Raw genomic sequence first — 22,818 nt, forward strand, 5'->3', positions numbered from 1 at the left:
CCTTTCAAGGCTAAGCCGGTTCGCGGCGCAGTTTATCGCCGGCGGGGTTGACCGCTTCGCGCAAGAAGCCGAAGCCGGTGCGCCGGTCATGACGGAACAGGGTATTGGTCACGTACACGTCTTCGCGGATACCCACCACCTCAACCACTTCGCTGACGCAACGACGCCCGTCCGGCAAGCGGGTCAACTGGATCACCACATCGAGCGCCGCGCAGATCATTTGCCGCAGGGTTTTCTCCGCCACCACGCGGCCGGTCAAACCCACCAGGGTTTCCAGACGCAGCAGCGCGTCGGCGGCGTTGTTGGCGTGCACGGTACTCATGGAACCGTCGTGGCCGGTGTTCATGGCGGTGAGTACATCGAGCACTTCCACGCCACGGATCTCGCCAAGGATGATGCGGTCGGGGCGCATCCGCAGGGCGTTGCGGATCAGGTCGCTGGCCTTGACCTCGCCGTGGCCCTCGGCATTCGGCGGACGGGTTTCCAGGCGCACCACGTGGGGGTGGCCCAGTTGCAGCTCGGCCACGTCTTCGATGGTGACCAGGCGTTCATGGGGGTTGATCAGTTGGCTGAGAATGTTCAGCAGCGTGGTTTTACCGGTGCCGGTACCACCGCTGATCAAGATATTGCAGCGCTTGCCCACGGCTTCCTGGAAGAAGTCGAAAATGTTCTGGTCGATGGTCTGCATTGCCACCAGGTCGCTGCTTTTGAGCATGTCCTTGCGAAACTTACGAATCGACAGGCACGGCCCGTCCAGGGCGATCGGCGGGATGATCGCATTGACCCGGCTGCCATCCGGCAGGCGTGCGTCGACCATCGGCGACGACTCATCCAGGCGCCGCCCCAGCGGTGCGAGGATGCGTTGCATCACGCGTTCAACGTGGTGAGAATCGATAAAGCGCAGGTCGCTTTGATGCAGCAAGCCGTCACGTTCGATAAACACCCGATGCGGGCCGTTGACCAGGATTTCGGTTACGGACGGGTCGCGCAGCAACACTTCCAGCGGGCCAAAACCGGTCAGCTCATCGACGATCTCTTCGGCCAGGCGTTCCATCTCATACCGGGAAATCGCCAGGTGCATGCGGTTGATGTATTCGGCCACTTTGTCGATGACAAACTGCGCCAACAGCGGGCGTGAACCCTCCAGCAAATTTTTGCCCGACTCCTCGATGGCATCGATGATGTAGCGATGCAGCACCAGCTTGAGCCCGTCGTGGTCAGTGTTGCCACCCAGGCCGCGGGCGGGGGCGCCGAAGAGTTTTTCACCGTTCATTTTCCAGCCCTCAGCAGGCGTTCAAACCAGGTGTGCGAGGGTTGCTTCATGCCTTCGGAGCGCTTTGCCAGGCGCTCGCCCAAGGTTTTGAGGTTTTGGGTCAGGGTTTCGCGTGGGGCCAGGGCGAACAGGGTTTGCCCTTGGTTCTTGGCATTCAGGCGCACCTCCGGGCTCAGCGGCAGCACCGCGATCACCTCAAGGCCATAGCTTTTGCTCAGGGCTTCGGCGTCGGGCGCGCAGCCTTTGATGTAGCGGTCGACCAGCAGCTTGGCGTGTTCCAGCTTCATGCCTTTTTCGCGCCACTGGTTCAGCACGCCGAGGTTGCGACGGCAGTCCAGCACGCTCTGGTCGGTGCACCACAGCAGCTTGTCGCAATGGCTGACAAAGGTGCGCAGCGCTTCGCTGTCGGGCTGGCCGGCGAGGTTCACCACGATGTGCTGGAAATGCTGGCGCAAGGCACTGAGCAGCATGTACAGCTCGGCCGCGCTGGTCTGTTCCAGAGGCTCGTCGTTGGGGGCGTAGGCGAGAATGCGCAGGCCGTCTTCAGCGGATGTAAACGCGCTGTTGATCAAGGTGGTGTCCAGGCGCCTGAGGTGGCGCAAGGCGTCGCCGAAATTGAACGAGCTTTCCAGCCCCAGCAACGCCAGGCTGTCACCGCGCGGCAGGCCCAGGTCAAGCAACAACGTTTGCTGGCCGCTCTTTTGCACCACCAGCGCCAAGTGGCTGGTCAGCAGCGCGCCGTCGGCGTTGCTTTGGGTGCCGTAGAGCACGGTGAGGCCACCCAGTTGAGTGTTGGTGGCCACCGGCGGCAGGCGTTTGCTCAAGCGGCGCACCAGCCCGGCGACTTCGCTGGAGCGTGAGCCATAGGCGACAAAATCGCGGGCGCCGGCGCGCATGGCGTTGAGCACCAACTGGTTGTCCATGCCATCGCCGAGGGCGACGATGGCGAGCATCGGTTTGGCCTCCAGCGCGCCTTCGATCAGCGCGCTTTGGGCCACCACGTGTTCGCGGTCGAGGCCGATAAACACCAGGTTGGCGAAGGTCACGTCCACCAGCGCGAGCAACTCGTCGAGGGTGCCGCTGCCGGCACTGACCACTTGGCCAAGCGGTGCCAGCGCGCCCTGCAGCCATTCCAGGTCGGTGGTGTTGCGGGTGATTGCCAGAAACGTCTGGCTCAGACTATCGCTCATTGAGACAACCCATTGAGTCGGTCGAAATTGCCATTTTCCAGGAAGTACAAGCGGTACCAGTTCGGGTCGTAGTTGCGCAGCTTCTCGCCGGGCAACGATGGCAGTTGGGCGTTGGCGGCCAGCGGCTGCACCAGGTGCGGGGTGACGATCATCAGCAGCTCTTTGTCCTGGCGGTTGACCGAGGAATCGCGAAAGAACGCGCCGAGAATCGGGATATCGCCCAGGCCTGGAAACTTGCTGATAGTGGTGGTGTTGGTGCTGCTGATCAGGCCGCTGATCACGAAACTTTCACCGTCAGCCAGTGACACGCTGGTGTCGGTGCGGCGGATGGTCAGCGCCGGTACCTGGATGCCTTGGATGGTCACGGCGTTGGTGTAGTCCAGTTCGCTGACTTCCGGCGCCACCTTGAGAGAAATACGGTTACGGTCGATCACCGTCGGCGTGAGTGTCAGGCGAATACCGAATTCCTTGTACTCGATCGAGATGTTGTTGCTGGCGCTGCTGGGCACCGGGATTGGTACTTCGCCACCGGCCAGGAACGTCGCGCTTTGCCCGCTCAAGGCCACCAGGCTTGGGCGGGCCAGGGTGTAGGCAAAACCACTGCTTTCCAGAGCGTTGATCATGGCGGAGACACGCCCGCCACCGAAGCCGATATTGAAGTTGCTGGCGCTCACCGGCAGTTGAAAAGTGCTGGCTGACGGGGTTAGCAATTTGGGGCTTCCCAGGAAAAAATTGCTGCCGATGCCGAGGATCTTGGTGCTGGCTTCCTTGAGTTTGGAGCGGCTGACTTCGACGAAGCGGATGTCGGTCTGCACCTGGCTGGGCAGCGTCGGGTCGTCCGACGGCGACAACGACAGGCTGGTCAATGCCGAGGTGGCCTTGCCTTTGACGAACACCATGCTCTGGCGCGGCGTGTTCGAACAGGCGGTCCAGACCATCAGGCTGGTGGTGCCGGAGGCGATGCCGGTGAGCAGGAAGCCGCGATCGCCATTGAGGTGTACGTCGGCAATTTTCGGGTCGCCAATGGCCAGGCGTGTGATGGCGACAGGGGATTGCAGCTCCTGTTGCAGGCCCTCGCCCACCGAGAGTGCTGCGGGTAATTGGCCCAGGCTGCCGCAGTTGCCCGGGGCGGCTGCAACGAGCCCCACAGACAAGTTCGACAGCATCAGGGCACAGGCGATTTTCAGCGTGAACACCGGTGCGAAACGTCGGTTCATGCACAGCATCCTTGTTCAGTCGGGTGTTTGTTGGGTTGCTTGATTACCGCGTATCACCTCAACACCGGTGCGGCGCGCGGGGCCACCCTGGGCGACTTTTTTGGGCGCCTGGACGAAGGCCAGTTGGGTGAATTGGTAGAGGTCGCGGTTAGCGCTTTGCAGCTTGCCCGGTGCATCGCTCTCACCGGCCCAGTAGTGGCTCAGCAAGCGCTCATCGGCGCTGCGCACGGCCAGGCGCAAGGTGCCGGCCTGGGTCGCCAGCATCAGTTGGCTCAGCAGTTGTTCGGGCACCGCCAGCACCACGGTGCGAGAGGGCGCATGCCGTTGGGCTTTTTCTTCGGCGGTCATTGCCGGCGGTGAAGCGGGAACGCCGTCGTTGGTCAGGCCCATTTGATCGCCGACGCTGAGCAGGCGCATGGCGGGGATCACCACTTGGGCGGATTGTTCGACGTTGGCGACGTCCTGGCGCAGGTACAGCAGCACGTCCACATAGTCGCCAGGGCTCAACTGGCCGGCAGCGCCAATCACTTCATCGACGGCAACCGCCAGCGCGCGTTCGTTGGGGCGGATCATCCGCGCCAGTGGGCCGCCGGGGCTGAAACTTTCGTCGTTGAGCCAGGTGCCGGCCTGCAGGGCGCGCCACGGTGTGCGGCCGATGGCTTGGTCCACGCTGGTCATACTGCCAACTGGCGCCGTGCGCAGTTTTTCGATGCTCAGGTCGGCGGCGGTCAGGGCAATAAAGGGCGGGACATCGTGGGCCAGTACCACCACCGATTGGCGGGTCTGGTCCTCGACCACGGCGACGGCTTTTTCTACAGGTGCGGTTGGCGGCGGTGGCGGCGCCGGGGCAGGTTCGCGACTGAGCACCAACCCCCAGTAACCGGCAAACAGCGCACCGACCAAAAGCACACCGGCCAGTACCATGCTCAGACGCGTGTTCATGACGGCTCTCCTTTTCCTGTTGGACTAAAACCCGTCGATCCGAACAGGCTAATTCCGCAACCTGGCTGCTATGAACAGTGACTAACTATTTCGCTATTTGAAGGTAGTTCAGCTAGGACAAAATGCCATTACTGACAGAAAGATTTCTTCGCAGCGAGCCTCGATAGCCTTGAAAACAAGGGATTCAGGCGCCAGCAAAATGACCACTACTTTGTGATTAATCAGTTCTTACAGTTGTGAGGGTGAGGTTTGTTGACAATGCTCAGGTGGCACATGGCAATTACTGTGCAGCACCGAGCTAGGGCGCCCAGCCGCCATAGGAGACGTATTATGATCCTTGATCTGTTGATGAAAGTTCACGCTCAACTTCAGTCGCTTTTTCACCGCAAGGACGGTGCGACCGCGATTGAGTACCTCATTCTCGTGGCGATTGTTGCGTTGGTGATATTGGCAGCCGGGACTACTCTCGGGCCGCAGATCACCGCCTTCTTTACCAGGATTGGGGCCGCGATTTCCCCGGCTGCTACAGGCGGTTGAGTTTCAGGCAGTATTCTGTGAGTACAGACGTCACTGATTGGCAACGCCAGGTCGTACCCATGAACGCTGCCGCTAAACCTCATCGCCAGCAGATCCTGTTGGTGGACGACGAAGAAGATGCCCTCGTAGAACTGGCGGAGTCGCTGGAGAACGAGGGCTTCGTTTGTTTTACCGCGAACTCCGTGACTTTCGCTTTGCAGGAGCTGACCCTGCACCCTGACATTGCCCTGGTCATCACTGACCTGCGCATGCCAGAGGAAAGTGGCATCTCCCTGATCAAGCGCCTGCGCGAACACACCGATCGCCAACACCTGCCAGTGATCGTGATGTCCGGCCATGCCGAGATGGATGATGTGAGCGACATGCTGCGCTTGCAGGTGCTGGATCTGTTTCGCAAGCCCATTTATCTGGTGCGGTTGATTGATACGCTTAACAGTCTTTTTCCTCAGCGTAAGTCTCGGTTGTAGCGGGGGTTGTTGAGTACATATCCGTTGCTGCGGTAATGGCTGATTATGGTTCCGCTCTTACAGCGGGTCACTTTTGGCAAACGCCCCAAAAGTAACCAAAAGGTCTGTGCCCCACCACTCGGCACCTCGCTAATGCTCGGTGTGCCCGCACTCCGGCTTGAATCCGTGGGCCGCCGCGATGGGCCATCCTTGGCCCAGCGCGGCTAACCCGGCGTCCTGCCGGGTTACCCACGGATTCAAGCCTGCGTTCGGCCATCGTGGTTGACGGGGCGCCTCAGATCAAAAGCAAGATCAAAAGCAGAGCACGGCGGCCTGAAAGCCGACCTGAGTGGTTGAAGCAAAAGCGAAAAGCGGATTCGCATACACCTGGAAGCTGGTTTTCTGTGGGAGCTGGCTTGCCTGCGATGCAGACACCTCGGTACATCAGGTACACCGAGTTGAGGCCATCGCAGGCAAGCCAGCTCCCACCTTTGACCGAGTATGGCTCTGCTGTTGCTGTTGCTGTTGCTGTTGCTGTTGCTGTTGCTGTTGCTGTTGCTCTGGCCCTTACATCCTTTTCGCTGGCGAAGTCAGCGGTCTTTTGATCTGCGCTTTTGATCTTGATCTTGATCTGAAATCGCCCCGTCAAACACGATGGCCGGAATTCGACAGTGATTTGGGGGGTAAACCGGCAGGGATGCCGGTTTAGCCGCGCTGGGCCAAGGATGGCCCATCGCGGCGGCCCCCCAAATCACTGTCGGATTGCGGGCATGCCGAGCCACAGCGAGGCACCGAGTGTTGGGGCGAGGACCTTTTGCTTACTTTTCGGTCCTTCGAAAAGTGAGTCGCTGTAAGAGCGAAACCATAGGCGGCCGTTACCGCAGCAACGGATATGTACTCCGCAGCCCCTCACAACTGATAACTGAAACTCAAGGTATACCGCGGCCGCCGGTTAAAGCTGTCCAGGGCGATGTCCGACATCGGCTTGGCCGCCTCCAGGGCGATGTTGTAGTACTTGTTATCGCCAAAGCGCAGGCCCACGGCCGCCGAGGACATGTCGTTGCCTTTGACCGGCAGCTCGTTGAACCAGGTCTTGGCGCGGTCAAGCACCACATAGGGTTGCAGGATCTTCACCCAGTCGCCCGCGCGGTTGAAGCTGTAGTTGACCTCATACGCCACGCCCCAGCCCTTGTCGCCCGAAGCTTGATCATCGGGGTAGCCGCGGCCGAAGTTCTGCCCGCCGAAGGTGGCGCGTTCGCTGTCGGGCAATGTGGCGTCGCTCCAGTAGAACGCACCCGAAAGCACGCCTTGCCAGTTGTCGAAGAACTTGTCGCTCTGCACGCCGGAGAGGCGCAGGCGGAAGAAGTCCAGATCAGGTTTTGCCGTGCCCAGGTCGCTGTGAGCTCTGGCGCCCAGGCCGTTGATGCCTTGGTACAGGCCGGCGCTGAGGATGCGCAATTGACGGGTGTCGGACTTGCGCCAGTCACCCTCGAACGCAAGGGCGCGCAGGTCGCTTTCGATGTCGAAACGGTTGGGGTAGCCCAACAGTTGATAGCGTGTGGTCTGGTCCACGGCATACAGGCGTGTGGCCAGGGTCAGCGATTCATTGGGTGAGGCAATCAGCGGGTGGCTGAGGCCGATGGTGTAGCGGTCGATCGACTGGTGCGGCTTGAGTTCGAAGCCACCGTCCAGCTGGATATTGCTGCTGGGGTCGGCGCGATAACGCTCGGCAGCCAGTATCAACTGGCTGCCCTCGGCATTGATGAACTGGCTGTAGCCCACGCGGTAGTAATGTTCTTTGTCGTCACCCGGCGGGAACAGGCCGCTGACGTAGAGTTGCTCGCCCATGGACGTCTGTGAATTGCTGGTGGCGGTGAGCAACGCTTGGGTGCCATTACGGTTGTTGTCGACCAGGCTCATGCTGGTGGTAAACGGCTTGCGCGAGGCCTCGATCTTCATGTGCGTGGCGCCATCGGTGGTGCCCGGCGGCGGCACTTGCGCCTGCAGGGTCACGCCGGGGATACGCCCCATCAGCGTGGTATAGCGCTCGAACGTCTTGCGTGTGAGCGGGCGCTCGGCCAGCAGTTTGTTAGCCAGCTTGTCGACGTAGGCCGAGACTGAACCGATGTCGCCGCTTTGCTCGTAATCCTTGATGTAACCCTCCACCAATACCACGCGCACCAGGCCGTTTTCGAAGGTCTGTTGCGGCAGGAACGCGTAGGACAACAGGTAGCCGTCCTGCTGGTAGCGCCGCGTGATCGTGCGGGTGGCTTCGATCAGTTGCGCAAGGTTGGTCTCACGGCCAATCAACGGCGCGTAGGCCTTGGCCGTTTCGTCCAGCGGGTAGATCGTACCGCCCTCGATCTGCAGCTTGCGGATGGTGACTTTGGTGTCCATCAGCAACGGCTGTTTCTGGGTGGCGGGCGCTTGCGGCAACTGGGTCTGGGGTGTGCTCGGCCGATAAGCGTCGGCGGGGAGGTTGGGCACCGGCAGGTTGCGGATGGTGTCGTTGCTGTTGAGGAAGCTGGGAAGGGTCTCGGCCTGAACGTAGGCACTGAGGGTGAGCAATAACAACGGCGTCAACACGCGCATAGGACACTCCATGGTCAAACTGCAGCAGCGCTTCGGGCCCGCCGGGTTCTGGGACGCGGTTCGGGAGGGCGAGGTTTTTTTGATCGGACCGGCCCATAAAAAAGACGAGAGACTTATAAGGGTCTCTCGTCTCAACCAAGCGTAGGCGCTGTAGGGGAGGCCGTCTAATCGGCCAGGTGCAATTTATTTTTTGCCGGTCAGGCCATTCAGCAAACCGCCCAGACCACCGCTTGTGCCCGTGGTTGTGGTGCCACTGCCCGATGTGCTGGCGCCGGTGCCGCCGGTGAGGCCGCCGAGCAAACCACCGCTACTGCCACTGGTGCCACCGGTGACCAAACCACCTACCGAGCCTACGGTGTTGCCGACTGTGGTGACGGTGGTGCCTACCGCGTTGGTGACTGGGTTGGCATTGGCGGCGGTCAGGTTAGTGCCGAGACTGCTCACCGCACCACCGACTTGGGTTACCAGGCCGTTGACTGGCACGCCGACGCCTGTGGTGGTGCCGACGTTTTGGGTCAGGGTGGCCACACCGGACGTTACCGGATTGAGCGCCGCGCCGACGTTAGTGGCCAAGCCTGCGACCGGCGCCGTGGCGGCGGTGTTGGCGACGCCAGTGCCACCGATAACAGTGCCGAGCGAGGCGACAGTGTTGCCCACTGCGCCCCCGGTGACACCGGCAGCACTCACAGTGCCGTTGGTGTTGCCGGCATTCAGGCCGTTACCCACGTTGGCCACCAGGCCGCCGACCAACTCCGGTATACCGGGCGCTGCGGCGCCGCTGGCTGGAGCCACATAGCCGCCGGATTTATCGAGTGTGCCGCCTACGCCCGTCAGAGCGCTGCCGACAATGGTGGTAACAGGGTTGCCAGTACCGCCAGCACCGGCAACTTGAGTGCCCAGGCCGGTGACGGTGGAGCCGACTTTATCCAGCAGCCCATTCACAGGAGTGCCCAGGCCGGTGGCCTTGCCGAGATTGCCGGTGGTGTTTTCCACCAGCGACACCACAGGCACCAGTACTTTGCCGCCCACTGTGTTGGTTAGCGAACCCAATGGGCCAGTGGTGCTGGCAGTGCTGACGGTATTGCCGAGCATGGTGACGGCCTCGCCGACTTTATCCACAACACCACCTACCGTACCGCCTACGCCACCGGTCACGCCGCCCACCACGGGCACGCCGCCGAGGGTGGTCGACAGCGATTTCCCAGTGGTCGACAGACCAGTGCCCAGGTCGGCCACGCCATTACCTACACCTGCGACAGTGATGCCCAGGGAGTTGCTGTTAGTGCCCAGCGAACCAAGGCCGCTGGTGACGCCAGTGCCGATGCTGGTGACCGCAGTGCCGGTCGCCGTGACCAGGCCGCCTGCCGTTGTGCCGACAACAGGCACATTGTTCAAGGTCGAACCCAGATCACCGACTGCTGCGCCTACGTTACCGACAGTGCCGCCCAGGGTGCGGGCAATCTGGCCGGTAACCAGAGGTGTAGTGGTCGAACCTGTGCCACCGCCGGTTCCGCCACCTGTACCGCCGCCAGTGCCACCACCAGTTCCGCCACCTGTGCCGCCGCCGGTTCCGCCACCTGTGCCGCCGCCAGTGCCACCGCCAGTGCCACCGCCGGTTCCGCCACCTGTGCCGCCGCCAGTGCCGCCACCGGTTCCACCGCCAGTGCCGCCGCCAGTACCACCACCGGTTCCGCCACCTGTGCCACCGCCAGTACCACCACCGGTACCGCCGCCAGTGCCACCACCGGTTCCACCATCTGTTCCGCCGCCAGTGCCACCACCGGTTCCGCCATCTGTACCGCCGCCAGTCCCACCGCCGGTTCCGCCATCTGTGCCGCCGCCAGTACCACCGCCGGTTCCACCACCTGCACCTGCACCTGCATCAGGCGAAGAGGCCGCCACACTGCTGTGATGCCCGCCACCACCGCTGCTGCAGCCACCGAGGCTCATCGCCATGACCAGGGCCAGCGCGGTACTTGCTTTCCAAAGCACTACTTGAGTTTGAGTTTTCATGATTGAGTTCCCTTGCACCTGTACAACCTTGGTTGTTTTCAAACGCTCGCTATTTCTTGGGATAGCGATACGTTTGTCCGTGTTGTCATCACAGACCCGGGTACTCTTTCGCGCAACGCTCAACTTGGTATTAACGATTTATATACACCAGGCCGTGGTCGGCTTAATGACTAATACGAAGGGTGTAATCGAGAGATGTATCAAGATGTTTATATCTTATAATTCATGGGTTTGAATAAAAAACGGACGCCGAGGCGTCCGCTATAACTTAGGGTGTATATATACAATTAATGTGCACTTTTCAGGCGATGGGCCGCCACTTGCCGAGCATATGTTGAATATCGCCGGGGCCTTTCAACTGTAACTCCCCGCTCGAACCTGCGGCACTGCTGAGTAATACCACTTCACTGGGCAGGCGTACCGGTTTTTTGAATTCGACTTCTATTTCTACATTGGCGGCAGGCAAATGTTCATTCAGCGCGGCTAATGTTCGCGCGGTATTCCACAGCCCATGGGCTATAGCCTGGGGAAAGCCGAACAGCTTGGCCGTCAGCGCGCTCAGGTGGATTGGGTTGTAGTCGCCGGATACCCGCGCATATTGGCGACCGATATCGGCGGGCGCCTTCCACCGCGCGACTTCGCTGACAGTGCCGCACACGGATAAAGGCGCCTCTTGCGCTTCGCCGTCCAGCTTCACACCTCGACACAGCATGCGGCTGTCTGCTTCCCACAACAGCCCCAGCGCGTCCTCCACCGTGGTCACAATGTCAAAGGTCGCCCCCTTGGCATGGGGCTGCAGATTGTGCGCGTATACGCCAACTATCAGGTTATTCACGCCGCCCAACGGCCGGTGGATGCGGATACGATTGCTCAGGTGAATCAGCCCCAGCAGCGGAAAGGGGAAATGTTTGTCGGTGAGCAATTGCATCTGCAAACCGAACGCCAGGATATGCGGATAAGTACCCGGCAGCACCGGGCTGTCGGCAAACCCGCAGACCTTGCGATAGGCCGCGACGTGCTCAGGGTTCACGCGTACATGGCAGCGCAATCCGCCATCAGGCAAGGTGCTGCCGCTGATCTTGCGCTTGAGCGCCGCCCGCCAATACAGCGGCAACAGAAACGGGGTGCTGTCCAATGTCTGCCACTGCATAGTCACGCTCCCAGCAGGCTTTGCCCACACACCCGCAGCGCCTGGCCGCTGACGGCCCCGGAGCCCGGCTGCCCGAGCCAGGCGACGGCTTCTGCCACGTCTTGCGGCAAACCACCCTGGCCCAAAGAACTCATGCGCCGCCCGGCTTCACGCAGGGCGAAGGGAATGTGCGCGGTCATCTGGGTTTCGATAAAACCCGGCGCGACCGCGTTGATGCTGATGCCGCGCTCGCCCAGCAGCGGCGCCCAGGCCTGGGCCAGGCCAATCAGCCCGGCCTTGCTCGCGGCGTAGTTGGTTTGCCCGCGATTACCGGCAATCCCGCTGATAGACGCCAGCAGCACCACGCGGCCGTTGTCGTGCAGGGTGCCGCTGTCGAGCAGAGCCTTGGTCAACACTTGCGGCGCATTGAGATTGACCGCGAGTACGGCGTCCCAATATTCCGGGGTCATGTTGGCCAGGGTTTTATCGCGGGTGATGCCGGCGTTATGCACCACGATATCGATGCCGTCCGGCAGGTGTTCGATCAACTGTGTAGCGGCGTCTTCGGCGCAGATATCCAGCACCACGGTGCGCGCGCCGAGGCGAGCGGCGAGGGCTTCGAGGTCGGCCTTGGCCTGGGGCACATCCAGCACGATCACCTCGGCGCCGTCGCGCGCGAGGGTTTCGGCAATAGACGCGCCGATACCACGCGCAGCACCCGTGACCAACGCCTTGCGGCCGGCCAGCGGGCGCGTCCAGTCTTCAACCGGGGTGGCACAGGCGTGCAAGCGAATAACCTGGCCGGAGATGTACGCACTTTTCGGCGACAGGAAGAAACGCAGCGCACCTTCCAGCTGGTCCTCGGCACCGTCGCCCACATACAACAGTTGCAACACGCCGCCGCTGCGCAGCTCCTTGGCCAATGAGCGGCTGAACCCTTCGAGGGCGCGCTGAGCACTGGCGGCAAACGGGTCGCTGAGGCTTTCTGGCGCGCGTCCCAGAATCACCAGATGCGCGCTGTAATCGAGATTTTTCAGCAAAGGCTGAAAGAATTCGCGCAGTTGCTTGAGCTGGTCGGTGTGCTGCAAGTCGCTGGCGTCGAACACCACGGCCTTGAGCTTGGGGCCGTGGCCCGGGATCCAGGTCGACGACTCGGCGCCGTAGGTGTAAATCGCGTCGGTCAATTTGTGCGCAAACACCTGCACTTTGGCGGCCAGCGCGCCGCCGCCCAGCAGCAGTGCACCCTCTACCGGGCGCAGGCGTCCGGCCTGCCAGCGTTCCAGGCGTACCGGTGACGGCAGGCCAATGGCGGCGACCAGGCGATGGCCGAGGCTTGAGTTGGCGAAGTCGATATAACGGTCAGACATGGAACGCTCTCCGAGTGCTGGGGTTCAAACGGTGGACCATCAATAGGTGAAAGTCGTTCGATTGAGCCTAGGCTAGTCTCAAAGACTCGACCCACAACCTTCAGGGAGCTTTCCATGACTCAATTGCGCCGTGTAGCGATCATTGGCGGTAACCGCATCCCCTTCGCCCGTTCCAATGGCCCCTATGCCACGGCGAGTAACCAGGCGATGCTCACTGCTGCCCTCGAAGGCCTGATCGAGCGCTACAACCTGCACGGCCTGCGCATCGGCGAGGTGGCTGCCGGGGCGGTGCTCAAGCATTCGCGCGACTTCAACCTCACCCGCGAATGCGTGCTGGGCTCGCGTCTGTCGCCGCAAACCTCGGCCTATGACATTCAGCAGGCGTGCGGCACGGGGCTGGAGGCGGCGTTGCTGGTGGCCAACAAGATTGCCCTGGGCCAGATCGAGTGTGGGATTGCCGGCGGCGTCGACACCACGTCCGATGCGCCGATCGGTGTGAATGAGGGGTTGCGCAAAATTTTGCTGCAAGCCAACCGCAGCAAGTCCATGGCGGATAAATTAAAAGTCCTGTTACAACTTCGTCCCCATCACCTTAAGCCGCAGCTGCCGCGCAATGGCGAGCCGCGCACCGGCCTGTCCATGGGCCAGCATTGCGAGCTGATGGCGCAGACCTGGCAGATCCCGCGCGCTGAGCAAGATCAGTTGGCATTGGAAAGCCATCAGAAAATGGCTGCGTCCTACGCCGAAGGCTGGCATAACGATTTGCTCACGCCGTTTCTGGGCCTCACCCGTGACAACAACCTGCGACCCGACCTGACCCTGGAAAAACTCGCCAGCCTTAAACCGGCGTTCGAGCGCAGTGAAAAGGGCACGCTCACTGCCGGTAACTCCACGCCACTCACCGACGGCGCCTCGTTGGTGCTGCTGGGCAGTGAAGCCTGGGCCAAGGAGCGCGGCTTGCCGATTCTTGCTTACTTGCGCGATGGCGAAGCGGCGGCGGTAGATTTCGTCAACGGCGCCGAAGGCCTGCTCATGGCGCCGGTCTACGCGGTGCCACGCTTGCTGGCGAGAAATGGCCTGACACTGCAGGATTTTGACTACTACGAGATTCACGAGGCTTTTGCTGCCCAAGTTTTGTGCACACTCAAGGCCTGGGAAGACCCTGAGTATTGCAAGAGCCGCCTGGGGCTGGATGCGCCGCTGGGCGCCATTGACCGCAGCCGGCTCAACGTCAAAGGCAGTTCATTGGCGGCCGGGCACCCGTTTGCCGCCACAGGCGGGCGCATCGTCGCCAACCTGGCCAAACTGTTGGACGCGGCGGGCAAGGGCCGAGGGCTGATTTCGATCTGCGCCGCCGGTGGTCAGGGTGTGACGGCGATCATTGAACGCTGATTGCCTACGAAATTGGCATATTGAGTGCATTCTTCAGTGGTCAGAGGTCGGTAGCCCCTCCCACCGGCGCGCCGATTGCCGTATAACGAGTGCCATACGCGTATTTGGTAATAAAGGACCCACAATAAAAGCTGATGAAGACTCCTAAACGCATTGAACCCCTGATCGAAGACGGTCTGGTCGACGAAGTGCTGCGCCCTCTCATGAGCGGTAAAGAAGCAGCTGTTTATGTGGTGCGCTGCGGCAATGAATTGCGTTGCGCCAAGGTTTACAAGGAGGCGAATAAACGAAGTTTTCGTCAGGCATCCGAATACCAGGAAGGCCGCAAGGTCCGTAACAGCCGTCAGGCCCGGGCCATGGCCAAAGGCTCCAAGTTCGGCAAGAAAGAAACCGAAGACGCTTGGCAGAACGCTGAAGTAGCGGCGTTGTTTCGCCTCGCCGGTGCGGGCGTTCGCGTGCCCAAGCCGTTCGACTTCCTGGAAGGCGTGCTGTTGATGGAGTTGGTGGCCGACGAGTACGGCGATGCAGCGCCGCGTCTTAACGACGTCACGCTGGAGCCGGACCAGGCGCGCGAATACCACGCCTTCCTGATTTCCCAGATTGTGCTGATGCTGTGTACCGGCCTGGTGCACGGTGACCTGTCCGAGTTCAACGTACTGCTCACGCCAACCGGCCCGGTGATCATCGACCTGCCCCAGGCAGTGGATGCGGCGGGCAACAACCACGCGTTCAGCATGCTGGAGCGGGATGTGGGCAACATGGCTTCCTACTTCGGGCGTTTTGCCCCGGAGTTGAAGAAGACCAAGTACGCCAAGGAAATGTGGGCGCTATACGAAGCCGGCACCTTGCACCCGGCCAGCGTGTTGACCGGCGAGTTTGACGAGCCGGAAGAGCTGGCGGACGTGGGCGGTGTGATCCGCGAAATCGAAGCGGCGCGGCTGGATGAAGAGCGCAAGCAAGCGGTTCGGGCGGCGGATGACGCGCCACCGAGCAAGACCGCGGAAGAACCGCCGCCGCCTTGGATGCAGTGATCTCCCGGCAACTGGAGATCTAGAAATTGTGGGAGCTGGCTTGTGTGGGAGCTGGCCCCCACATGACCCGGCTCCCACATTTGTTTTGTGCAGATCAGATCAGGCGCAACAGCTGCCCGACGCCAACTCCTTGAGAATCGGGCAATCCGGTCGATGGTCACCCTGGCAGTGTTTCACCAGGTCCTGCAAGGTATCGCGCAATTGCCCCAGCTCCAGAATCTTCTGGTTCAGTTCCTCGATATGCTGGCGCGCCAAGGCTTTTACATCGGCGCTGGCCCGCTGGCGGTCTTGCCACAAGGTCAGCAGCTTGCCGACTTCTTCCAACGAAAACCCCAGATCCCGCGAGCGTTTGATAAACGCCAACGTGTGCAGGTCATCGCTGCCATACACGCGGTAGCCGCTGTCGGTACGATGCGCGGCTTTGAGCAGACCGATGGATTCGTAGTAGCGAATCATCTTGGCGCTCAGCCCGCTCTGGCGGGCGGCCTGGCCGATGTTCATGGGCGTTGATCCTCCAAATGCTCTGGTTTCCAAGTGCTCGGTTTCCAGGTTTTTAACAGTAACGCATTACTCACCACACTGACGCTGGACAGGGCCATGGCCGCACCCGCCAATACCGGGTTGAGCAGGCCGAAGGCTGCCAGGGGAATGCCGATCAAGTTATACACAAAGGCCCAGAACAGGTTCTGGCGGATTTTTGCGTAGGTCTTGCGGCTGATCTCCAGCGCGGCCGGCACCAGGCGCGGGTCGCCGCGCATCAACGTGATACCGGCGGCGTGCATGGCCACATCGGTGCCGCCGCCCATGGCGATGCCGATATCGGCGGCGGCCAGGGCCGGAGCGTCGTTGATGCCATCGCCGACCATGGCGACGACGCCGGTCTTTTTCAACTCGGCCACGGTGGCGGCCTTGTCGGCCGGCAGCACTTCGGCGTGTACATCATCGATGCCCAGCGCCTCGGCTACCACGCGGGCACTGCCGCGATTGTCGCCAGTGAGCAAATGGCTGCTGATGTGTTGAGCCTTGAGTTGTTCCACGGCGTCCAATGCGCCGGCCTTGAGGGTGTCGCCAAACGCAAACAGCCCCAGCACGCGTGGGTATGCGCCTTGTTCAATCAACCACGACAAGGTGCGGCCTTCGGCTTCCCAGGCGTTGGCAGACTCGGCCAGATCACCTGCGCTCAAGCCGTTCTCTTCGAGCATGCGGCGGTTGCCCAAGGCCAGTTGCCGGCCATCGAGCGTACCGGCAATGCCACGGCCGGTCAGGGACTGACTGGCACTCACGTCCGCCACATTCAGCCCTTTTTCGCTGCACGCATCCAGCACGGCCTTGGCCAACGGGTGCTCGCTGCCGCGTTGCAAGGCGCCGGCCTGTTGCAGCAAGAGATCTTCATTGCCGTCCACCGCCGCCAAGTGCGCAATTTTTGGCGCGCCGGAGGTCAGCGTGCCGGTCTTGTCGAACACCACGGCGCTGACGGCATGGGCGCGCTCCAGTGCTTCGGCGTCCTTGATCAGGATGCCGTAGCGTGCGGCGACGCCGGTGCCGGCCATGATTGCGGTCGGCGTGGCCAGGCCCAGAGCGCATGGGCAAGCGATCACCAGGACCGCGACGGCATTGATGATCGCCGTTTCCAGCGAGGCGCCGTACAACCACCAGCCCACCAGCGTAACCAGGGCCAGCACCAACACGGCGGGCACAAAGACCTGGCTGACCTTATCCACCAGTTTCTGAATCGGCGCTTTGGCGGCCTGGGCGTCTTCGACCAGGCGGATGATCCGCGCCAGCACGCTCTCTGCGCCCAGCGCCTGAGTGCGGACCAGCAAACGGCCTTCGCCATTGATGGCGCCGCCGGTGACCTTGTCGCCCGGCTGTTTCGGCACGGGCAGGCTCTCGCCGCTGATCAAGGCCTCATCGGCATGGCTTTGGCCTTCCACCACTTCACCGTCCACCGGAAAGCGCTCGCCGGGTTTGACCAGCACCAGGTCGTCGAGCTTCAGCGCCGTGATGGCGACGTCTTCTTCACGGCCTTCAAACACGCGAATCGCGCGTTCCGGGCGCAGGGCTTCGAGGGCACGGATGGCGCTGGCGGTCTGGCGCTTGGCGCGGCTTTCGAGGTATTTGCCCAGCAACACCAGGGCGATCACCACGGCTGAGGCTTCGAAATACAGGTGCGGCATAGTGCCCACGGGCGCGGTGAGCCATTCATAAATGCTCAGGCCATAACCGGCGCTGGTGCCGATGGCCACCAGCAGGTCCATATTGCCAGCACCGGCGCGCACGGCTTTCCAGGCCGCTCTATAGAAGCGCGCGCCAAAGATGAATTGCACCGGAGTGGCCAACGCGAATTGCACCCAGGCCGGGAGCATCCAGTGCAGGCCGAACGGCTCCACCAGCATCGGCAGCACCAATGGCAGCGCCAACGCGATGGCCAACAACAACGACCAGCGCTCGTGGTGCAGACGCTGGGCCTGTTTAGCGTCGGTGACGGTTTCGCTCTGCGGCAGGGTGGCGGTGTAGCCGGCCTTGTCGACGGCGGCGATCAACACGCCGGGGTCCATCTGGCCCAGCACTTCGACGTGGGCACGTTCGTTGGCCAGGTTGACGCTGACGCTTTGCACCCCCGGCACCTTGCCCAGCGCGCGCTCGACACGCCCGGCGCAACTGGCGCAGGTCATGCCGCTGATGGGCAGGTCAAAGGTGGTGGATCCATTCATGGGGCAGTCCTCCAGAGAAGTTGCCCCTAGCATCAACCTTGACCTGTGGGGAAGGTCAAGCGTGTTCAGTAATCCAGTGCGGCATTCTTCAAGTACATGCCATCCGGGCCTTGCGCGATGCGTACTTTGCGCACATCGCCGGCTTTAAGCGTGATGTTCTGCGCAGGCGGTGCGAGCATGCCCGGCAGGCAACCTGGCGATTGGCCGGGCAGCAACTTGAGGCGCAGCGATACATTGCCCGCCGGCAAGTTGAACGACGTGGCCTGTTCCTGGAACAGACGCCCGGCCAGTTGGTCCTGGATATACAGGCCGATTTCGCAATTGGTCGGCACTTCCAGGCGCTCGCGGGAAATGATCAACACCGCATAGTCCTGGTCCGCGTACGCCATGGGCGCAGCGGCGGACAAGCTCAACAGGCCGATAAGGCTAAAAAACGACCAGCGCATGGCGAATGCTCCGTGGTTCAAATCCAAGATGCGTGAAGCTTGGCCGAGGCTACGCCGGAATACCAGCACGGCCGCTATTTTGAGCGCTTGACCTTACCATCGTGGCAAGGTCGAGACTGGTCCCAACCTCATCAAAGGAGTCATGTCATGCAAGTATTCAGCGTTGAAGGAATGACCTGCGGCCATTGTGTTAGAGCGGTCACTCAAGCAGTACAGAGCCAGGACCCGGCGGCGAGCGTCAACGTCAACCTGGCCGCCAAGGAAGTCGGGGTTGAAAGCCGACTGTCCGCCGAGCAAGTTATCGCGCTGATCACCGAAGAAGGCTACAGCGCCAAGCTCGCGTAAATTTTCCGATAGTTAGCGAGCTATCGTAATGTTCATCACACCCAAGCGCGGCTAGACTGTCGGGCTGCCGACTCACTTGGGTGTCTGATGAACCTCCGCATAATCCTGATTCTGGGCGCCTTGAGCGCCTTCGCGCCGTTGGCGATCGATTTTTACCTGCCGGGCTTTCCGGCCATGGCCACCGCCTTTGCCACCGACGAAAAACACATCCAACTGACCCTCGCCGTGTACTTCGGCGGGCTGGCCATCGGCCAGTTGATCTACGGGCCGCTGGCGGATCGTTTTGGTCGGCGTGTGCCGCTGCTCAGCGGCGTGACCCTGTTTACCCTGGCGTCTTTCGCCTGTGCCTACGCGCCGTCCCTGGACTGGTTGATCGGCGCGCGTTTTGTGCAAGCCCTTGGCGGCTGCGCGGGCATGGTGATTTCGCGGGCGGTGGTCAGCGACAAATGTGATGCCGTGGGTTCGGCCAAGGTCTATTCGCAGTTGATGCTGGTGACCGGCCTGGCGCCGATCCTTGCGCCGTTGGCGGGTGGGGTGATGGTCGGCCTGTGGGGCTGGCAGTCGATTTTCCTCGCGCTGTCGATCTTCAGCGTGATGGCCGCCATCGCTGTTGCGGTCGGGTTGCCGGAAACCTTGCCGGCCGACAAGCCGCGTCAACCGCTGTCCGGCTCGCTGAGCCGCTATGTCAGCCTGTTGTCGGACCGGGTTTATCTGGGTTACGCCCTCACCGGCGGTATCTCGATTGCCGGGATGTTCGCCTACATTGCCGGTTCACCGTTCGTCTTTATCAAACTCTATGGCGTGCCCGCCGAGCATTACGGCTGGGTATTTGGCTCCAACGCCGCCGGCTTCATTTTGGTTGCGCAGCTCAATGCGCGGTTGCTGGCCAAGCGTGGCCCGGCATTTTTGCTGTCGCGCACCGTGTGGGTCTACGTGGCAGCGGCGTTGACGCTGTTGGGCATTGCCGCCCTGCGCACCGAGGCGTTGTGGCCGTTACTGGTGCCGCTGTTTATCTGCATCGCCAGCCTTGGCTGCATTTTGCCCAACACCTCGGCGTGTGCCATGGCCGGGCAGGGCGCACGGGCCGGCAGCGCCTCGGCGTTGCTTGGTTGCATTCAGTTTGGTGTGGCGGCAGGTGCGGCGTCGTTGGTCGGCGTGTTGCACGACGGCACGGCGATGCCGATGGCGATGGTCATCAGCTTGTGCGGTGTATTGGCGGTGACGATTGCGGTGTCGACCCAGCGCCTGCAACGGGCGAGGGCCGTACAGGCGCAGGTCTGAGGTGCGGATCAGCCGGCGGCGGAACGTTGCTGGCTGAGGGGAATGCGGTGGGGCGCCTGGATGCGCGCTTGCAGGGTGTCGGCAAAGGCGCGGGCCTCGGCCTCACTGCGGAAGGTGAAGGCGTCGCCGTCGAGGCTGACCTGCCATTTGTTGCCTGGGGATTTTGCTAACGCTCTTATCAGGATCTTCATTGCTGACTTCCTCACGTAAAAGAATCGTGGCAAAGGCGGCCAATATAAACCCGAATGCGTTCGCAAATATGACAAAGATCAACTCTCTGACTAGCGGTGTCGTCCATTACTCACATGAATAATGGACGATGCTGACAGGCGTTTTTTAGAACCCTTCCAATACGATCTTGCCCTTGGCCTTGCCGCTTTCCAGCAACGCATGGGCGCGGCGCAGATTTGCCGCGTTGATCACACCGAAGTGCTCGCCCACCGTGGTTTTCAAGGTGCCGGCGTCAATCAGTTCGGCCACGCGGTTGAGCAGGTTGTGCTGTTCGATCATGTCCGGCGTCTCGAACATCGAGCGCGTGTACATAAACTCCCAGTGCAACGACAGGCTCTTGCGCTTGAGTTTGCTCACATCCAGCACCTTGGGGTCGTCGATCAACGCCAGCTTGCCTTGCGGCTGCAGGGCTTCGACCAGTTCGTCCAGGTGATGGTCGGTCTGGGTCAGGCTGGCGACGTGGGTCACTTGGGGCTGGCCGGCGTTTTTCAGGGCGATGCTCAGCGGCTGGCTGTGATCGATCACCACATCGGCGCCGAGCGCCTTGGCCCACTCCTGGGTTTCCGGGCGTGAGGCGGTGCCGATGACGTTCAACGCGGTGAGCTGTTTGGCCAGCTGGGTCAGGATCGAACCCACACCACCGGCGGCGCCGACGATCAGCAGGCTCTGGCCCTCATCTTCTTTACCTTCACGCACTTGCAGGCGCTCGAACAGCAGCTCCCAGGCGGTGATGGCGGTGAGTGGCAGTGCGGCGGCTTCGGCAAAACCCAGGCTCTTGGGCATATGGCCGACGATGCGCTCATCCACGGTGTGCAGTTCGCTGTTGCCGCCTGGGCGCACCAGGGAGCCGGCGTAGAACACCTTGTCGCCGGCCTTGAACAGCGTCACTTCGCTGCCGACCGCCTTGACTACGCCAGCCACGTCCCAGCCCAGCACCTTGGCGGCGCTGTTTTCAGGGGCGACGTTCTGGCGCACTTTGGTGTCCACCGGGTTGACCGAGATGGCTTTGACTTCCACCAGCAGGTCACGCGGGCCGGCGACCGGCTCCGGCAGTTGGATGTCTTGCAGGGATTTTTCGTCGCTGATCGGCAGTGAGGCGTAGTAGGCAATGGCTTTCATAATAGTTCCGGGAAAAAGGTGGTCGAGCGTCAGACTAAATGTGGCGAGGGAGCTTGCTCCCGCTGGGCTGCGAAGCGGCCCCAAAACCTGTCGGGGAGCGCTTCGCACTCCAGCGCAAGTAAGCTTGCTCGCCACAAAAACTCGCTGATGAGTTGATCAGGCAAGAAATTTCAGGCGCTTGAGTTCGAAGTGCTCGAGCACATCCGCAGCCTTGGCGCGGAAATTTTGGATATGCGCGCTCTGGTCGTGGTCGGCCAGCGCCGCGTCGTCGCTCCAGCGCTCGAGCATGTAGAAGGTTTCCGGGTGTTGCAGGTCCTGGTGCAGGTCGTACTGCTCGCAACCGGCTTCCAGGCGAGTCGGTTCCAACAGGCCGCGCAGCAGGGTTTCCAAACTGGCCTGCTGGCCGGGTTTGGCGATCAGCGTGGCGATGACGTTAAAGGCAGCGGACATATTCAACTCCAGACACGTGATGAACGGGATGGGCAGATGATTAGCTATTTCCAGCGCCGATAAAAGCGGCTAAAACAGCAGTCTGTTTCAATGAAATTTTGATAATAGGCGAGGGTACATGCTGCGTTTTGATGATTTGCAGTTGTTTGTGCGGGCGGCAGACCTCGGCAGTTTGTCGGCCGCCGCGCGCATCATGGACCTCTCGCCTGCCGTGGCCAGCGCGGCGCTCAAGCGTATCGAACAGCAACTGGGCACGCGCTTGCTGGCGCGTTCCACTCGCAGTTTGCGCTTGACCGCCGAAGGCGAGGGTTTTTTGGAATATGCCCGTGCCGCGCTGAGTTCGCTGGACGAGGGGCGACGCCTGTTGGCCAGCGGCCAGGACCATGTCAGCGGGGTGCTGCAACTGTCGGCGCCGTCGGATTTCGGGCGCAACCAACTGTTGCCGTGGCTCGATGAGTTTCAGCTGGAGTACCCGCAATTGAACATCCGCCTGCTGCTCGGCGACCGCATCGCCGACCTGTTCCGTCAGCCGGTGGATATCGCCCTGCGCTACGGCGAGCCTGAAGATTCCAGCCTGGTCGCGCTGCCCATCGCCCCGGACAATATTCGCGTGCTGTGCGCCGCGCCCAGTTACCTGGCACGGCATGGCGAGCCCCGGCATCTTGAGCAGCTGGCGCAACACAATTGCCTGCTGTACATGCTGGGCAGCCGCGTCCACGACCATTGGGGCTTTTACGACGGCAAGCGCGAGGTCGGCCTGACGGTCAGCGGTGACCGCTTCAGTGACGACGCCGATGTGGTGCGCCGCTGGGCGGTGGCGGGTGTCGGCATTGCCTACAAGTCCTGGCTGGATGTAAGTACCGACGTGCTCGCAGGGCGCCTGCGCCTGGTCTTGCCGGAGCTGCGCGGTGAGCGCACGCCGCTCAACCTGCTGTGCGCCCACCGTGCGCAGTTGAGCAAACCGATCAATCTGCTGCGGGAAATGCTCGTGTCCCGTTGTGCGGCATTGACCGCCCAAAGGTCAGGGCGATAGAGCGTTAGGCAATAGCCTCCACCAAAGCCGGAAATTTCACTCAGAGCCTGTCCCCATTCGCGCTGTCGGA

The 22,818-nt window shown here is 61.6% G+C and carries 21 protein-coding genes; 7 read left to right on the forward strand and 14 right to left on the reverse strand.

Translation table 11 applies throughout. The features are described from left to right. Nucleotides 1-10: 10 nt before the first annotated feature. The 4 genes from PSH96_RS03270 to cpaB are packed head-to-tail and all read right to left on the reverse strand — an operon-like array spanning nucleotide 11 to nucleotide 4,622. The gene (locus PSH96_RS03270) at nucleotides 11-1,273 is read right to left on the reverse strand and encodes a CpaF family protein (RefSeq protein ID WP_017136720.1); all 1,263 of its coding nucleotides are present in this window, start codon (nucleotides 1,271-1,273) and stop codon (nucleotides 11-13) included. Beyond that, on the reverse strand, nucleotides 1,270-2,463 hold the full coding sequence (locus PSH96_RS03275) for a pilus assembly protein (RefSeq protein WP_305457481.1): 1,194 nt from the start codon (nucleotides 2,461-2,463) through the stop codon (nucleotides 1,270-1,272). The genes PSH96_RS03270 and PSH96_RS03275 overlap by 4 nt, the downstream gene beginning before the upstream one ends. Next, complete coding sequence (locus tag PSH96_RS03280) at nucleotides 2,460-3,680, reverse strand: type II and III secretion system protein family protein (RefSeq protein ID WP_305457483.1); 1,221 nt, start codon at nucleotides 3,678-3,680, stop codon at nucleotides 2,460-2,462. Before PSH96_RS03280 ends, PSH96_RS03275 begins: the two co-directional genes overlap by 4 nt. A gap of 15 nt (nucleotides 3,681-3,695) precedes the next feature. Continuing rightward, complete coding sequence (gene cpaB, locus PSH96_RS03285) at nucleotides 3,696-4,622, reverse strand: Flp pilus assembly protein CpaB (protein WP_305457485.1); 927 nt, start codon at nucleotides 4,620-4,622, stop codon at nucleotides 3,696-3,698. A 330-nt stretch (nucleotides 4,623-4,952) separates the two neighbouring features. Here cpaB and PSH96_RS03290 point away from each other — a divergent pair, with 330 nt between their 5' ends. Continuing rightward, nucleotides 4,953-5,159, forward strand: a complete 207-nt coding sequence (locus tag PSH96_RS03290) for a Flp family type IVb pilin (RefSeq protein ID WP_305457487.1) — start codon at nucleotides 4,953-4,955, stop codon at nucleotides 5,157-5,159. A 59-nt stretch (nucleotides 5,160-5,218) separates the two neighbouring features. Continuing rightward, nucleotides 5,219-5,626, forward strand: a complete 408-nt coding sequence (locus PSH96_RS03295; protein WP_305457489.1) for a response regulator — start codon at nucleotides 5,219-5,221, stop codon at nucleotides 5,624-5,626. Between the two features lie 888 nt (nucleotides 5,627-6,514). On the opposite strand, the gene PSH96_RS03300 is transcribed toward PSH96_RS03295, so the two are convergent. The 4 genes from PSH96_RS03300 to PSH96_RS03315 all read right to left on the reverse strand — a co-directional run bounded on the left by PSH96_RS03300 (nucleotide 6,515) and on the right by PSH96_RS03315 (nucleotide 12,706). Beyond that, complete coding sequence (locus PSH96_RS03300; protein ID WP_305457490.1) at nucleotides 6,515-8,197, reverse strand: ShlB/FhaC/HecB family hemolysin secretion/activation protein; 1,683 nt, start codon at nucleotides 8,195-8,197, stop codon at nucleotides 6,515-6,517. 183 nt (nucleotides 8,198-8,380) lie between these two features. Continuing rightward, the gene (locus PSH96_RS03305) at nucleotides 8,381-10,210 is read right to left on the reverse strand and encodes a collagen-like triple helix repeat-containing protein (RefSeq protein ID WP_305457491.1); all 1,830 of its coding nucleotides are present in this window, start codon (nucleotides 10,208-10,210) and stop codon (nucleotides 8,381-8,383) included. A gap of 301 nt (nucleotides 10,211-10,511) precedes the next feature. Then, nucleotides 10,512-11,360, reverse strand: a complete 849-nt coding sequence (locus PSH96_RS03310; RefSeq protein WP_305457493.1) for a MaoC/PaaZ C-terminal domain-containing protein — start codon at nucleotides 11,358-11,360, stop codon at nucleotides 10,512-10,514. Nucleotides 11,361-11,362: 2 nt separating this feature from the next. Next, nucleotides 11,363-12,706 (reverse strand): 3-oxoacyl-ACP reductase, encoded by a 1,344-nt coding sequence (locus PSH96_RS03315; protein ID WP_305457495.1) that lies wholly within the window; start codon nucleotides 12,704-12,706, stop codon nucleotides 11,363-11,365. A 114-nt stretch (nucleotides 12,707-12,820) separates the two neighbouring features. Between PSH96_RS03315 and PSH96_RS03320 the strand changes: the two genes are divergently transcribed. Beyond that, nucleotides 12,821-14,098: an acetyl-CoA C-acetyltransferase gene (locus PSH96_RS03320; RefSeq protein WP_305457497.1), complete on the forward strand. Its 1,278-nt coding sequence runs from the start codon at nucleotides 12,821-12,823 to the stop codon at nucleotides 14,096-14,098. 134 nt (nucleotides 14,099-14,232) lie between these two features. Then, nucleotides 14,233-15,129 (forward strand): PA4780 family RIO1-like protein kinase, encoded by an 897-nt coding sequence (locus tag PSH96_RS03325; protein ID WP_058419449.1) that lies wholly within the window; start codon nucleotides 14,233-14,235, stop codon nucleotides 15,127-15,129. Between the two features lie 99 nt (nucleotides 15,130-15,228). Here the strand turns inward: PSH96_RS03325 and cueR are convergent, their stop codons facing one another. The 3 genes from cueR to PSH96_RS03340 form a co-directional block, all read right to left on the reverse strand. Continuing rightward, the gene (cueR, locus tag PSH96_RS03330; protein WP_305457499.1) at nucleotides 15,229-15,630 is read right to left on the reverse strand and encodes a Cu(I)-responsive transcriptional regulator; all 402 of its coding nucleotides are present in this window, start codon (nucleotides 15,628-15,630) and stop codon (nucleotides 15,229-15,231) included. Beyond that, entirely contained in the window at nucleotides 15,627-17,843 is a 2,217-nt protein-coding gene (locus PSH96_RS03335; protein WP_305457501.1) for a cation-translocating P-type ATPase, read from the reverse strand. Before PSH96_RS03335 ends, cueR begins: the two co-directional genes overlap by 4 nt. Before the next feature lie 65 nt (nucleotides 17,844-17,908). After that, a complete protein-coding gene (locus PSH96_RS03340) occupies nucleotides 17,909-18,289 on the reverse strand; it encodes a hypothetical protein (protein WP_069786911.1) in 381 nt (126 codons plus the stop codon). 147 nt (nucleotides 18,290-18,436) lie between these two features. Here PSH96_RS03340 and PSH96_RS03345 point away from each other — a divergent pair, with 147 nt between their 5' ends. Together PSH96_RS03345 and PSH96_RS03350 are read left to right on the forward strand one after the other, a co-directional pair. After that, nucleotides 18,437-18,634 (forward strand): heavy-metal-associated domain-containing protein, encoded by a 198-nt coding sequence (locus PSH96_RS03345; protein ID WP_056860425.1) that lies wholly within the window; start codon nucleotides 18,437-18,439, stop codon nucleotides 18,632-18,634. A gap of 87 nt (nucleotides 18,635-18,721) precedes the next feature. Continuing rightward, the gene (locus tag PSH96_RS03350; protein ID WP_305457504.1) at nucleotides 18,722-19,915 is read left to right on the forward strand and encodes a multidrug effflux MFS transporter; all 1,194 of its coding nucleotides are present in this window, start codon (nucleotides 18,722-18,724) and stop codon (nucleotides 19,913-19,915) included. An 8-nt stretch (nucleotides 19,916-19,923) separates the two neighbouring features. Here the strand turns inward: PSH96_RS03350 and PSH96_RS03355 are convergent, their stop codons facing one another. From PSH96_RS03355 to PSH96_RS03365, 3 genes are all read right to left on the reverse strand, one after another. Then, nucleotides 19,924-20,106, reverse strand: a complete 183-nt coding sequence (locus PSH96_RS03355; RefSeq protein WP_017134711.1) for a hypothetical protein — start codon at nucleotides 20,104-20,106, stop codon at nucleotides 19,924-19,926. Between the two features lie 145 nt (nucleotides 20,107-20,251). After that, the gene (locus tag PSH96_RS03360; RefSeq protein ID WP_305457506.1) at nucleotides 20,252-21,265 is read right to left on the reverse strand and encodes a zinc-binding alcohol dehydrogenase family protein; all 1,014 of its coding nucleotides are present in this window, start codon (nucleotides 21,263-21,265) and stop codon (nucleotides 20,252-20,254) included. A gap of 156 nt (nucleotides 21,266-21,421) precedes the next feature. Then, complete coding sequence (locus tag PSH96_RS03365; protein WP_305457508.1) at nucleotides 21,422-21,715, reverse strand: putative quinol monooxygenase; 294 nt, start codon at nucleotides 21,713-21,715, stop codon at nucleotides 21,422-21,424. Between the two features lie 118 nt (nucleotides 21,716-21,833). Between PSH96_RS03365 and PSH96_RS03370 the strand changes: the two genes are divergently transcribed. Further along, entirely contained in the window at nucleotides 21,834-22,748 is a 915-nt protein-coding gene (locus PSH96_RS03370) for a LysR family transcriptional regulator (protein WP_305457509.1), read from the forward strand. Nucleotides 22,749-22,818: the final 70 nt, after the last annotated feature.

Source organism: Pseudomonas sp. FP2338, assembly GCF_030687515.1.
GTDB lineage: Bacteria > Pseudomonadota > Gammaproteobacteria > Pseudomonadales > Pseudomonadaceae > Aquipseudomonas > Aquipseudomonas salomonii.

Excerpts from the sequence above, each read along its gene's own strand:
- PSH96_RS03320 (WP_305457497.1), top strand. The coding sequence starts at position 12,821 with ATGACTCAATTGCGCCGTGTAGCGATCATTGGCGGTAACCGCATCCCC.
- PSH96_RS03345 (WP_056860425.1), top strand. The coding sequence starts at position 18,437 with ATGCAAGTATTCAGCGTTGAAGGAATGACCTGCGGCCATTGTGTTAGA.
- PSH96_RS03295 (WP_305457489.1), top strand. The coding sequence starts at position 5,219 with ATGAACGCTGCCGCTAAACCTCATCGCCAGCAGATCCTGTTGGTGGAC.
- PSH96_RS03315 (WP_305457495.1), bottom strand. The coding sequence starts at position 12,706 with ATGTCTGACCGTTATATCGACTTCGCCAACTCAAGCCTCGGCCATCGC.
- PSH96_RS03310 (WP_305457493.1), bottom strand. The coding sequence starts at position 11,360 with ATGCAGTGGCAGACATTGGACAGCACCCCGTTTCTGTTGCCGCTGTAT.
- PSH96_RS03365 (WP_305457508.1), bottom strand. The coding sequence starts at position 21,715 with ATGTCCGCTGCCTTTAACGTCATCGCCACGCTGATCGCCAAACCCGGC.
- PSH96_RS03290 (WP_305457487.1), top strand. The coding sequence starts at position 4,953 with ATGATCCTTGATCTGTTGATGAAAGTTCACGCTCAACTTCAGTCGCTT.
- PSH96_RS03355 (WP_017134711.1), bottom strand. The coding sequence starts at position 20,106 with ATGAAGATCCTGATAAGAGCGTTAGCAAAATCCCCAGGCAACAAATGG.
- PSH96_RS03275 (WP_305457481.1), bottom strand. The coding sequence starts at position 2,463 with ATGAGCGATAGTCTGAGCCAGACGTTTCTGGCAATCACCCGCAACACC.
- PSH96_RS03305 (WP_305457491.1), bottom strand. The coding sequence starts at position 10,210 with ATGAAAACTCAAACTCAAGTAGTGCTTTGGAAAGCAAGTACCGCGCTG.
- cueR (WP_305457499.1), bottom strand. The coding sequence starts at position 15,630 with ATGAACATCGGCCAGGCCGCCCGCCAGAGCGGGCTGAGCGCCAAGATG.
- PSH96_RS03300 (WP_305457490.1), bottom strand. The coding sequence starts at position 8,197 with ATGCGCGTGTTGACGCCGTTGTTATTGCTCACCCTCAGTGCCTACGTT.
- PSH96_RS03335 (WP_305457501.1), bottom strand. The coding sequence starts at position 17,843 with ATGAATGGATCCACCACCTTTGACCTGCCCATCAGCGGCATGACCTGC.
- cpaB (WP_305457485.1), bottom strand. The coding sequence starts at position 4,622 with ATGAACACGCGTCTGAGCATGGTACTGGCCGGTGTGCTTTTGGTCGGT.
- PSH96_RS03270 (WP_017136720.1), bottom strand. The coding sequence starts at position 1,273 with ATGAACGGTGAAAAACTCTTCGGCGCCCCCGCCCGCGGCCTGGGTGGC.
- PSH96_RS03370 (WP_305457509.1), top strand. The coding sequence starts at position 21,834 with ATGCTGCGTTTTGATGATTTGCAGTTGTTTGTGCGGGCGGCAGACCTC.
- PSH96_RS03350 (WP_305457504.1), top strand. The coding sequence starts at position 18,722 with ATGAACCTCCGCATAATCCTGATTCTGGGCGCCTTGAGCGCCTTCGCG.
- PSH96_RS03280 (WP_305457483.1), bottom strand. The coding sequence starts at position 3,680 with ATGAACCGACGTTTCGCACCGGTGTTCACGCTGAAAATCGCCTGTGCC.
- PSH96_RS03325 (WP_058419449.1), top strand. The coding sequence starts at position 14,233 with ATGAAGACTCCTAAACGCATTGAACCCCTGATCGAAGACGGTCTGGTC.
- PSH96_RS03360 (WP_305457506.1), bottom strand. The coding sequence starts at position 21,265 with ATGAAAGCCATTGCCTACTACGCCTCACTGCCGATCAGCGACGAAAAA.
- PSH96_RS03340 (WP_069786911.1), bottom strand. The coding sequence starts at position 18,289 with ATGCGCTGGTCGTTTTTTAGCCTTATCGGCCTGTTGAGCTTGTCCGCC.